Source organism: Bacillus sp. B.PNR1 (assembly GCF_030386235.1).
Classification (GTDB): domain Bacteria; phylum Bacillota; class Bacilli; order Bacillales; family Bacillaceae; genus Bacillus; species Bacillus stercoris.
The window spans coordinates 710,945-723,131 of record NZ_JANYMN010000002.1 but is presented as its reverse complement, the minus strand read 5'-3'; the positions used below and the strand labels follow the sequence as shown (position 1 = coordinate 723,131).

The window sequence follows — 12,187 nt, the reverse complement described above, 5'->3', positions numbered from 1 at the left end:
ATCTCATGGATTTTTTTGTTTCAGCGTTTCTTTGGAATATGGCCTGATTCCGCATATTGAAACACTTGCAAGGAAGGCAGCGGATGACCATTAAAATCAAACAAAGCTTGATTATCTACAGCACTTCCCCCATACCACTTCCCGGCGTCCTCAGGATCGTATTCTGCGGCATAGCTTGAGGCCCACCCTGACCCGTATGTTTCCCATAACACTTTGTTTTTCTCTATCTGCGTCTTCGGCCCGACTGGAATCCACGCCGGCTCCCAATAGAAAACGCCAAGTCCTGCTTTGCCCGTATTCGCCACTGCCGCCATTACATCTCTTACTGCAGTTGCCTGGCCTTGAACAGAAATGGGATATGGCAGCGTCTGCCCGCTTTTTGGCGCTGTATTTCCATGCCCATCGCCATCCTCAGCGGTATAGGTGTACGACGTCTCCGCCACCATGACTTTTTTGCCGTACGTATCGGCAACAGCCTTCAGCACGGAGGTCAAATTTTGTAATGTGCCATGCCAGAAAGGATAATAGGAGCTCGCGAACACATCATAATCTACTTTGTTTTTGCTGAGTGTTTCTGCAATAAATGAATACCTTCCAGCCGTTTCAGGATTGGTAAAATGCAGGGCGACCAAAATGCCTGGATTTGTCTCCCTGACCGCTCGGCTTCCTTCATGAAATAATTGGCACATCTTCGTCCAATCGGTTTCGCCGGCAAATCCTCCTGTTGTTTCATTTCCGACCTGAACCATGCCGATGTCAACGCCTTCCTTGGTCATCTTTTGCAGACTTTGTTTCGTATACTCATAGAGCTTGGCTTTTTTTGCTTCAAAGCTGAGATTCGCCCAAGCTTTGGGCACCTTTTGTTTCGCGGGATCTGCCCAAAAATCAGAATAATGAAAGTCGGCAAGCACCTTCATTCCGTTCGCTGTCGCTCTTTTTCCGATTTCGATGGCTTTTTGAATATCATTGTTTCCCCCGCCATACCCATTGCCATTTGAATCATACGGGTTATTCCAGATGCGGACGCGAACATAGTTGACCCCAGCCTGTTTTAAAGTTGTAAAGATGTCCTGGCGTTTTCCGCTTGTATTGTAAAAGGTGACACCGCTGTTTTCCAAAGCAATAACGCTGGACACATCTGCCCCTTTAATAAAGTCTTTGTTCATTCCCTCTACTTTTTTAACAAAAAGATCCTCTGCCCGAAGCTCTGGCATATGCTTCTCCTTCTCAACGGCAGCGGCAGATCCCGGTGAACTGAATGCACTCCACACGATGGCAGCCGCTAAGCACATTTTCACTCCATTCCTCATGATTCCACCCCTCACGATTTAGTAAGCGTTTTCTAAAATGCAGAAAAAAGAATCCGCCCATATCGAGCGGAGCATCAGCCTAATGTGTGTTTACGACGATTCTTACTTCATACTTTTCCATCGTCAGGTCGCCTGACAATATGTCTCCTGTCATCATGTCCTTCACACTCTGCTCAAACGTGATCAGCTGTTTTTCTTCCGTAAAATTCATGACAAAAATATAATCATTGTCCTGATCCTGCCTCGCTTGTACGGAGACGCCTTTTCCGTGCCGAACCGGAAAAACAGGTGAAAGAGACAGGTCTGTGATCAGACCCTCATAGAAATCACGGTGAAATTGATCCTCCAAACGCGCGCCGATAAAATACGCCTTGCCCTGCTGATATCGATGGCTTGTGACAGCTGGCGTACGGGCGTAAAAATCCTCTTGATACACCGCTTCTGTTGAAGCAGTCTTTACATCAATCACGGTTGCATAATCCTTCATTTCGTATGTTTTGCCGCGGTAGCTGACAGCATTTCGATCCTTCGGATACAGCGTGTCAGTTTCAAGAGGCTCAATTCCGAAAATTGCTTGAAGATCCGGATGCCATCCGCCTGTGTATGTTAAGTCATGCTCATTCACAATTCCGCTGATATACGTCATGACTAAAGTGCCGCCATCAGCTGTAAACGCTTTTAAACGGGAAATGGTGTCCTCGCTGATTAAATAAAGCATCGGGACGATGAGCAGTTTATATGGTGAAAAGTCTTGTTCTTTCGTGATGACATCGACAGGGATATCGTGTTCCCAGAATGTGCGGTAATGCTGCTGAAGCGTTTGCGGATAACGTTTTGTCGCCTTCGCAAACCCCTGAGCATCCTCGAGCGCCCAATGATTTTCCCAGTCATATAAAATAGCGGTTTGTGCCGGCCTCTTCGTTCCGACAACCTCGGACAGCCGTTCCAATGTCTCGCCGACCTTGGCCACTTCTTGAAAGACGCGGTTCTTCGGGCTGTTGTCATGATCCACAACCGCCCCATGCAATTTTTCTGATGACCCGCGTGATTTGCGGTATTGGAAGTAGAGAACGCTGTCCGAGCCGTGGGCTATCATTTGCATAGATGACAGCAGATTCATGCCCGGGCGCTTCGCCTTATTGACGTTATGCCAATTGACCGCGCTTGGCGTACACTCCATTAATAAGAAAGGCTGCTGCTTCAAGCTTCGGTACAGGTCATTGATAAAGCCGACCTTCATCGCCAAATCAGCTGTGCTTTCCCAGTCATTGTGCCAGACAGGATAAGCGTCCCAGCTGATGGCATCGACATGTTTCGCAAATTTGCTGTAGTCGAGACCCTGATACGGAATTAAATCCGGTGTGTCAGCCATAAAGTTCGTTGTGATAGGGACATCAGGCGTCAGTTCTTTCAGCGGAACGATTTCATTTTCATAAAACGAAATCGTTTGATCGGTGACGAACCGGCGCCAGTCTAAGTTCAAGCCGTGCAAGCCGTTTTCACCGATCGGCGAAGGGCTTTCAATTTGTGACCAGTCATTGAATGTATGGCTCCAAAAAGGAGTCCACCACGCACGGTTCAATGTTTTGAGGCTGTTGTCGTATTTTGCTTTCAGCCACTCCCTGAAAGCATGCTGGCATAGATCACAGTGGCAATCTCCCCCGTATTCGTTTGAAATATGCCACATTAACAGCGCCGGGTGATTGCCGTATCGTTCTGCTAATAGGCGGTTGATATGCCGTGTTTTATCTCGGTAGACTTTAGATGTGAGACAGTGGTTGTGCCTTCCGCCGTGCAGCTGTTTGACGCGGGAGGCATTGACGCGCAAAACTTCCGGATAGGCTTGTGATAGCCAGGCCGGACGGGCTCCGCTCGGCGTTGCTAATATGACCCGGCCGCCTATACTGTGAATCCGCTCAAAAATATCATCCAGCCAGTCAAATTGATATACGCCCTCCTCCGGCTCAAGTGCGCTCCATGCAAAAATGCCGACAGAAAACGTATTCGTATGAGAAAGCTTCATCAGTTTGATATCGTCAGCTAAAATATCAGGCCGATCCAGCCACTGATCGGGGTTATAGTCTCCCCCATGAAGCATAAAATTCGCTTCGGTTACGTGCGTTTTTTCAAGCTTTGACATCACATTCTCCTCCTTATTCTCTTAGCCTTTCGTTCCGCCTGCGGTTAATCCGGACACAAAATTCTTTTGCAGTATGATAAAGATGACGGCAACCGGAATGCTGATAAGCAAGGCTCCGGCCGCAAATGTCGTATAGCTGGCCCCCATAACATCATTCACTAAATTGAATAGGCCGACGGGCAATGTATATGATTCAGGCGTTCTCAATATCGTTGATGACAGCACAAAATCTCCGAGCGGTCCTGTAAAGCTGTTCATGGCCACCACTGCCGCCATCGGTTTTGATAATGGCAGAATGATTTGGAAGAAGATTCGGGTGCTGCTGGCCCCGTCAATCTTGGCGCTTTCGTCTAAATCCATCGGAATCGAATCCATGTACCCTTTCATCAAATACGTATTCATCGGGATCAGGCCGCCGATATAAAGCAAGATTAACAGCCAGTGGCTATTGATCATGCCCAAGATTTGCGCCAATACAAACAAAGCGATTAAAGCCGAAAACTGAGGAATCATTTGCAGCAATAAAAAGAGGGTTAAAGCGTATTTCCTCCCTTTGAACCGAAAGCGCGAAAACGCATAGGCCGTAAACGTCACACAGAGCAAAGACCCTGCCATTGTAAACAGGCTGATCTTCATTGAGTTGACATACCACTGCACATATTGAAGGCTTTCCTTGCCCGCAAATAATTCCTTGTAATGATCGAATGTCGGATGCTTCGGAATGATGGATGTACTGATTAAGCTGTTGCCGGGGTTAAAGCTTGCGCCTGCCGTCCAAAGGAGAGGATAAACAATGATGACCGCCATAAAGGCTAACAACAAGTAAGAGAAAAGGAGACGGAAATATTTTCTGACCTTCATATCTGCCAGCATGACTCATGCCTCCTCTTTAAAAGACTTTGTCTGTCTGAACTGCCATAATGCGATGGAGATGACAAACACAGATAATAAAATCGTTAAAGCCGCAGCAAGTGAATATTGACTGGACTGCATTGTCAACTTATAAATCCATGAAACGAGGATGTCTGTCCCGCCGGCTGTCGATCCGGTTACAGCCGGACCTCCGCCATTAAATAGATAGATAATATTAAAGTTATTAAAATTAAACGTAAACTGAGTAATGATAATCGGAGCCATGGCGATGAACACCATTGGAAGCGTAATGTATCTCAGCTTTGAAAAGACAGAAGCGCCATCAATCGTAGCTGCTTCATACAGATCGTCCGGGATGGATTGCAATACGCCTGTTGAGACGAGAAAGATGTACGGAAATCCGAGCCAGCCCTGCATGAGAATCAACGCAAGCCTCGACCAATTGGCATCTGTCATCCACGGAAGCGGATCTATCCCGAAGAAAGCCAAGATGTCGTGATTCATCGCACCAAAGCTATCATTAAACAGCCCCGCAAAAATTAAAATCGTCACAAAACCGGGAACAGCCCATGGCAAAATCAGTATCGTCCGGAAAAAGCGTTTAAACCGAAGGTCTTTCTGGTTGACAATGATCGCGAGAAAAATCCCCAAGCTGACTTGCAGTGTGGATGCAGCGAGTGTCCAAACCACCGTCCAAGCCAAAACATCAAAAAAGGTCGACCTCCAAATATCAACTGTGAAAATATTTGCGAACGTTTGAAAACCGACCCAATCAATTAATTTTGCAGGAGGAGAATGATACAAATCATAGTTTGTGAACGCTAATGCAAAGCTGAATAAAATGGGGAAGATCACGGCGAAAATTAAAATAAACAAAGATGGGCCGCTGACGACATAAGGATAGCCCTCAGAAATGATATGCCGGTATTGTTCTTTTAAGGAACTTAATGGCTTGTTTTCATCACGCTGCTTTCCGCTTTGAAACGCATCGCGAAGATTCACATAATACACCGCAAGGCCAAAGCAGGTCACGATGACAGCGATAATTCCTTCCGCCAGCAAGAAAACGGAATTATCCCGCGGCACTTCTGTTCCCAGTGTAAAGATTCCCCAAAACCCCATATTGAGCAGATCTCCAAAGACCACAAAAAACGATGCGCCTAAGAAAAGAAAGACAAAGCCTTTTATCCATTGCTTGTTATAAAATTGCCCGAGCCCCGGGATGATAGACAGCAACAAAGCGATTTGACGATGCTGCACCGTTTTCACCTCTCTTACAATACAAATCTAGCTTTCTCTTTATTTTCCGCTGTGCTTTGCCTTAATTTGTCCTTTGGCCGTTTCAGCTGCTTGATCCAATGCTTGTTTCGGATCCGCCTTCCCTGTTGCAACTGTCTGTAATGCTGAATCAGCCGGCGTCCATATTTCATTCATTTCCGGAATATTTGGTGTTGGCTCTGAGAAGCGGGATTGTTCAGTAACAGCCCGTGCCGCCTCACTTTTCATAATAGCCGGGTCATTGGCTAGGGATTTCACAGCAGGAACTTCTTTCGTCTCTTCATATCGTGTTTTAGAATTTTTTTCATTTGCCAGGAATACGGCTAATTCTTGCGCCAGCTCCGCATTCTTTGAAAATGCGCTGACGTTGTAGCTTTTAACGCCGATAAAGGAACTCATGTTTTTCCCATTTTCCAGCTTCGGCAGTTTCGTAATGCCATAATTGATTCCTGCTTTCGAAAAGGCTTCTACATTCCATGGACCAGAAATGATCGCGGCGGCTTTTCCTTCTGTGAACAGTGATTCCAACACGTTAATCCCTTGTTCTCCAATAATGCCTGCCGGGAATAAGCCCTCTTTGTAAAACTTCTGCATCAGCGCCGCACCTTTGACAGCGCCTTCATTATTGATTCCAATGTCTGATGGGTTATAGCTGCCGTCTTTGTCCTTTCCAAAAATGTATCCGCCGTATCCGCTCATTACACTTTCCGCATAATAAATTTGATCGAATAAGGCTAAAAAGCCAAATTTGCTGCCATCAGCAGTCTTTTTGGAATAGTCGTACCACTCTTCCAGCGTTTTGGGCAATTCCTTTTCTGAGATGAGAGCTTTGTTGTAAAACAGCACAGTCGTTTCAACTGCTTTTGGCAGTCCATAAAGCTTTTGATCGACCATTTGAGACTGAATGGAAGCGTCAGTATAAAGTGATTGAACGTCTTTTTTGACATGTAATTCCTTGAGTAATCCTTCCGTGACAGCCGTTCCGATTTGGTCACCTGGCATTGTTAACACGTCAGGGCCTGTGCCGGCCGGTCCGTCCATTCGCAAATCTTCAATCTGCTTGGCATACGGTTTTTCAACGACTTTGACCTTCACATCGTGCTCTTTTTCAAACGCAGCCACGGCGTCTTTAATGCCGATGCTTTTTTCCTTATCCTCCCACACGACAAGCTCCGACCCTTTTGAACTCGATTTGGCGCTGCTGCTTTCCTTTGGGCCGCAAGCCGCCAAGGATAAACTGACAGCTGCGCAGAGCATGAGTACGGAACACCTTTTTGCCTTTTTCATTGATTGTCACCCTTTCGGTAGAAATGAAAGCGCTTTTAAAATAATATAGCACGCTTGAGAAAATGTGTAAACAAACTATTTACTACTTTAGGTAAATTATTTTACCTAATTAAAAAAACGGCTTAGTGTCCTAAGCCGTTTTTAATTCATACTCTTTCTGACGATTAATTCCGCGCCCACATATAAAGTTTTTACCGTCTTTCTCTTGTCCTGCACTTGTTCAAGCAGCAATTGAACAGCGTTTTTACATAATTCATGTATATCAATATGAAACGTCGTCAGAGGAGGTGAGACATACTTCGCGAAGCTGATGTTGTTGATACTCACAATACTTACCCTGTTCGGTATGGTAATTCCTTTTTCGTTCAGGGCTTGCAGACAGCCCACTGCAATCGGGTCCGCTGCGATCATAAAAGCAGTCGGAAGCTGGTCGCCTAATGTCTCGATCGCCGCTGACATCAGGCGGTAGCCGTTTTCTACAGAGAATCCGCGATGACAGAAAATATATCGCTCGTCCAGCATGCCTTTTTCCCTCATATAGGCTCTGAAGGTTTGTTCACGGATGTCCATTTCATCCTGATTGGTGTTCGGATTTTTGTATGTGCCGCCGATAAAACCGATGCTTTTATGTCCCTTCTCAGCCAGGATGTTTACCGTCTTCCTTGTCATTTGTGCTAAGTCAGGCCTTACCGAGTCAAAATAATCGGGATCAGGAGTTGAATCGATAAAGACGCCGTTTTCAGTGAGATTTCTAAGGAAAGCCAGCTCTTCATCTGAAAATGTGCCGACGGCAATAAACCCTTCCGTATGTTCAGGAATGCACTCGATTCCATCTGATATTTTATAAGTGGTTATATCGATATTGAATGCTTTCGCCAGTTTCTCTATTTCCAATCTCATCGTTTTAAAATAGACATCTTCCAATTCTTCTTTATCTGTCAGCCAATATAAAAACGCAATATGTTTCACCAGCGGCCTTACTGTTTTTTTGCGGTAATTGAGTTTCTCCGCCGCTTCATAGATTTTCTCCCGTGTCTCATCAGGAACAGAAAGGCTTTCATCGTTATTTAAAACGCGGGAAACGGTTGAGATTGAAAATCCCGCTTCCTGCGCGATATCTTTAATTGTCGCCATTGCATCTGCCTCCATTATGCAGCTCGCATTCATTTTAGTAAAATATTTTACTTTCTTTTTCAAAAATGTCAAGCGTACAAAGCCCCTGGCTGCCTCATGTAAAAAGACTGAACCATTTGCGGCTCAGTCTCAGTTGTTCGTATCATCCGGAACCGGCAGAATTGCCCGGGAAATGAGTTGGTTATTGCACATTTTCCTCGAAATATCCCGAAAGCACATCTTCCACATTCGTCAAGTGCGCCAGCATGGCGGCTTCCGCCTGTGCACCGTTCCCGGCAGCCACGGCATTGTAAATCCGTTCGTGCTCCTCATACAGCCGCTGAACTGAGGTCTTCTTGGAAAACAGCCAGATTTTCCGCGTTTCTCTCATTGTTTCCAGCAGCAATGATGATACGTGATTCATCAAGTGTTTAAGAAGTTCATTTTGAGAAGCGTCCGCAAGCGCCAGATGAAATGCAAAATCTGCTTTCTCTCCCAACTCCCCGTCTGCTTCAATGCTCCCCATTTCCTTTAGTGCATCATGAATTCTTTCGAGATCTGCTTCTGTCCTTTTTTCAGCAGCTAATGACGCCACGCCGAGTTCAAGCAGTTTTCTGACCTCGAGCAGCTGCTTGACGTCCTCTTTTTTCATAAGAAGGGCGGCTGAGAGCGGCTGAGAAATTTGATTGAGCTCAAATTCCTTCAGGTACGTGCCTTCCCCCTGTTTCATTTCGACAAGCCCCATCGCTTTTAGCGCAGAAAGTGCTTCTCGAACCGCTGAACGGCTGACTTGAAAGCTCTCAGCAAGCGCCTGAACAGAGTCCAGTTTATCTCCAGGCTTCAATTCGCCGTTTTTGATCATATCTAATAGTGCATCCGCTACTTCTTCATATATTTTTTTTGTTTTAATCTGTTTGTATTTCAATGCAATTCACCCCGTAACTTGTAGGTCTGGCTGTTTACGATCTATTATACTCTGTTTTATGGGCCGCCAAAAGATTTTGACTATTTTGTCAAAAAGTCTTGTACTTTGATTTTTTTCAAAATATAATGCTAGGTAACTGGTCTTATTACCCAGTCATCAGATGATCATATCATCTATAGAAACCGCTTACACACAACGCCAGTTTATGTTTCAAGGAGGGGTTTGGGATGCAATGGACACAGGCATATACGCCTATAGGGGGAAATTTGCTTTTATCAGCGCTTGCCGCACTTGTACCGATTATTTTCTTTTTTTGGGCACTCGCGATTAAACGGATGAAGGGGTATACAGCGGGCTTGGCCACATTGGGGATCGCCCTTGTCATTGCTGTATTGGTTTATCGGATGCCTGCGGAAAAAGCGCTGATGTCGGCGACACAAGGAGCCGTATACGGCATATTGCCGATTGGCTGGATCATTGTGACGTCTGTTTTTTTGTATAAAATCACTGTGAAAACGGGGCAGTTTGATATCATTCGCAGTTCGGTTCTCTCGATTACTGATGACCGGCGGCTTCAAGCCCTCTTGATCGCTTTTTCATTCGGGGCTTTTTTAGAAGGGGCTGCAGGCTTCGGAGCGCCTGTCGCCATTTCTGCCGCGCTTTTGGTCGGTCTCGGCTTTAATCCTCTTTATGCGGCGGGGATCTGTTTGATCGCCAATACGGCGCCTGTCGCCTTTGGCGCAATTGGAATTCCAATTACAGCCGTAGAAGGGCCGACAGGGATTCCGGCGATGGAGATTTCACAAATGGTCGGGCGGCAGCTGCCGTTTTTATCCGTATTTATTCCACTTTATTTAATCATCATTATGAGCGGGTTCAGGAAAGCCTTGGAGGTCTGGCCGGCGATTCTCGTATCCGGTGTTTCCTTTGCTGTTGTTCAATATCTCAGTTCCAATTTTTTAGGGCCTGAGCTGCCTGATGTTTTGTCAGCGCTTGTTTCAATGGCTGCGCTTGCTGTGTTTTTGAAATGGTGGAAGCCGAAAACAACATTCCGGTTTGCCGGTGAACAGGAATCGGCCGCTGCGATTGAAACGGCGCAAATGAATCCGACAGCGCCTGCGTACAGCGGCGGACAGATTTTCAAGGCTTGGTCGCCATTTCTGCTGCTGACGGTGATGATTTCCGTATGGGGCATTCCATCTGTCAAATCCGCGCTGACCGGGCATTATGAAGGCTCTGCTGTGTTCTTGACATGGTTGAATGCTGTTGGGGAAAAACTGACTTTTGCCCCTGGTGTGCCTTTTTTGAACAATCAGATTGCCAATGCTGACGGTACGCCGATTGAAGCGGTTTACAAGCTTGACGTGCTCGGTTCAGCCGGCACCGCCATCTTGATTGCCGCTGTGCTGTCAAAATTCATCACGGCAATTTCGTGGAAAGACTGGGGAGCCGTTTTTAAAGAAACAATCCAAGAGTTGAAGCTTCCGATTTTGACCATCGCATCTGTGGTTGGTTTTGCCTATGTCACAAACTCCTCAGGAATGAGCACGACACTCGGGATGACACTCGCGCTGACGGGTTCGATGTTTACCTTCTTTTCGCCTGTTCTCGGCTGGCTCGGCGTCTTCATTACCGGCTCGGATACTTCTGCCAACCTGCTGTTCGGCAACCTGCAGAAAGTCACCGCGTTATCGGTCGGCATGGACCCTGTTCTGTCTGTCGCCGCCAACTCTTCAGGCGGTGTCACAGGAAAAATGATTTCGCCGCAGTCGATTGCGGTGGCATGCGCGGCGGTAGGACTCGCCGGAAAGGAGTCAGATCTTTTCCGCTTTACCATTAAACACAGTCTGTTTTTGCTGCTGCTCGTTTGTATCATCACCTTTTTGCAGCATCATGTGTTCAGCTGGATGATTCCTTAAAAAAACCTCCCAACATGGGAGGTTTTTATTTATACCGTTTTCTCGCTGCCGAAGACGGTATATTCATCTGATCGCGGTATTTAGCCACGGTGCGTCTCGAGATTTGGATGCCGTGCTGTTCATATAGCAATTCGGCAAGCTTTTGATCTGAGAGCGGTTTTGTTTTGTCCTCTTGATTGATCAGGTCTTCAAGATGCATTTTGACTGCATAATTCGACGCATCTCCATCTCCTGAAGCCTCGGCTTTTGCTGAGAAAAAGAGTTTCATCTCAAACAGCCCGTAAGGCGTTTGAATCGTTTTTCCTTTAATGGCCCGGCTCACAGTTGATTCATGAAGGCTTAAGCAGTCTGCTATCTCCCTGAGAGTCAGCGGTTTCATTGCGCTTCGCCCTTTCAGAAAGAAATCCTTTTGGCGTGTGATCAGCTCATTGATTATCCTCGTGATGGTCTGTTTTCGCTGCCGCAGCGCGCGGCTCAGCCAGCGCCATTCCTGATATTTCGCGGATAAATAAGAGACAGTATCCTGACAGGAGCCGGATGATAAAAGCGTACTGTACTGCGGATGCAGATCGATTTCGGGAAACGAGCGGGTATTCAGCTCCGCTGCGATGTGCCCGTTTTTTACGGTGATAAAAATGTCAGGCTCGATATACACATCTTGCTCTGGCCGGGCAAACAGAAGACCCGGTCTTGGATGAAGAGCCGCTATATCATCTGAGATATCCTGAATGGTATCAAGCGGAATTCCAGTCTCCACTGAAAGCGCTTTCCACTTTTTTTGCGCAAAAGCATCAAAATGAGCAGAAACAAGCATTTCCGCGTGTTCATTTCTGTTCGGCAGCCGCTGTAATTGAAGAAGGATGCATTCCTGCAAAGATCTCGCGCCGATTCCAGCCGGCTCTAGTGACTGGAGTTTTGCCAAAACAGCCTCTGTTTCGTTGGCCGATACAGATAAGCGCTGTGCCGCCTCCTCCACATCTTCTTCCAAGTATCCGTTTGAATCAAGCGAATAAATCAGATAATTAAAAATCTTTTTTTCAGTGTTTGACAGATTCATATCGAGTGACTGCTGTTTTAACGCATCCTGCAATGTTTTTTGCGGATCACTTAATTGAAGGCCCGCTTCCTGTGCATTCATCCTGTTTTTATTTGTTTTATGGTAAGATAGTGGCGGTGTGTCTGTTTCCTTTCGTTCAATAAGAGGGTTTTCCAGTGAGAGCTCATCAATGTACTCGGCAAGCTCTGCCGAATGATAGCCAAGCAGCGTGATGGCCTGCCTGAGCTCCTGTGTCAGTTGAGGCTTTAATACTTGTACTTGCTGAAGTTTCATATCCATCTTGCT

Annotated in this window: 9 protein-coding genes; 1 reads left to right on the top strand and 8 read right to left on the bottom strand. The window is 46.3% G+C overall.

Translation table 11 applies throughout. The annotated features are described in order from the left end of the window. Positions 1 to 20: 20 nt before the first annotated feature. From ganB to lutR, 7 genes are all read right to left on the bottom strand, one after another. On the bottom strand, positions 21 to 1,310 hold the full coding sequence (gene ganB / locus NZD81_RS14980; RefSeq protein ID WP_014665435.1) for an arabinogalactan endo-beta-1,4-galactanase: 1,290 nt from the start codon (positions 1,308 to 1,310) through the stop codon (positions 21 to 23). A gap of 79 nt (positions 1,311 to 1,389) precedes the next feature. Further along, positions 1,390 to 3,453 carry a beta-galactosidase GanA gene (gene ganA / locus NZD81_RS14975; protein WP_282373567.1) on the bottom strand — a complete coding sequence of 688 codons (2,064 nt, stop codon included), beginning with the start codon at positions 3,451 to 3,453 and terminating at the stop codon, positions 1,390 to 1,392. 18 nt (positions 3,454 to 3,471) lie between these two features. Next, a complete protein-coding gene (ganQ, locus tag NZD81_RS14970; RefSeq protein WP_014665437.1) occupies positions 3,472 to 4,323 on the bottom strand; it encodes a galactooligosaccharide ABC transporter permease GanQ in 852 nt (283 codons plus the stop codon). Positions 4,324 to 4,326: 3 nt separating this feature from the next. Continuing rightward, a complete protein-coding gene (ganP, locus tag NZD81_RS14965) occupies positions 4,327 to 5,583 on the bottom strand; it encodes a galactooligosaccharide ABC transporter permease GanP (RefSeq protein ID WP_014665438.1) in 1,257 nt (418 codons plus the stop codon). Between the two features lie 39 nt (positions 5,584 to 5,622). Beyond that, positions 5,623 to 6,888 (bottom strand): arabinogalactan oligomer ABC transporter substrate-binding protein GanS, encoded by a 1,266-nt coding sequence (gene ganS, locus NZD81_RS14960; RefSeq protein ID WP_282373571.1) that lies wholly within the window; start codon positions 6,886 to 6,888, stop codon positions 5,623 to 5,625. A 141-nt stretch (positions 6,889 to 7,029) separates the two neighbouring features. After that, a complete protein-coding gene (ganR, locus tag NZD81_RS14955) occupies positions 7,030 to 8,022 on the bottom strand; it encodes a galactan degradation operon transcriptional regulator GanR (RefSeq protein WP_172640907.1) in 993 nt (330 codons plus the stop codon). A gap of 181 nt (positions 8,023 to 8,203) precedes the next feature. Continuing rightward, positions 8,204 to 8,926 carry an L-lactate utilization/bacilysin biosynthesis transcriptional regulator LutR gene (gene lutR / locus NZD81_RS14950; RefSeq protein WP_014665441.1) on the bottom strand — a complete coding sequence of 241 codons (723 nt, stop codon included), beginning with the start codon at positions 8,924 to 8,926 and terminating at the stop codon, positions 8,204 to 8,206. Positions 8,927 to 9,153: 227 nt separating this feature from the next. Here lutR and lutP point away from each other — a divergent pair, with 227 nt between their 5' ends. After that, complete coding sequence (gene lutP, locus NZD81_RS14945; RefSeq protein WP_040081762.1) at positions 9,154 to 10,845, top strand: L-lactate permease LutP; 1,692 nt, start codon at positions 9,154 to 9,156, stop codon at positions 10,843 to 10,845. A 25-nt stretch (positions 10,846 to 10,870) separates the two neighbouring features. Here the strand turns inward: lutP and rpoN are convergent, their stop codons facing one another. Next, positions 10,871 to 12,181 carry an RNA polymerase factor sigma-54 gene (rpoN, locus tag NZD81_RS14940; protein WP_014665443.1) on the bottom strand — a complete coding sequence of 437 codons (1,311 nt, stop codon included), beginning with the start codon at positions 12,179 to 12,181 and terminating at the stop codon, positions 10,871 to 10,873. Between the last annotated feature and the right edge of the window lie 6 nt (positions 12,182 to 12,187).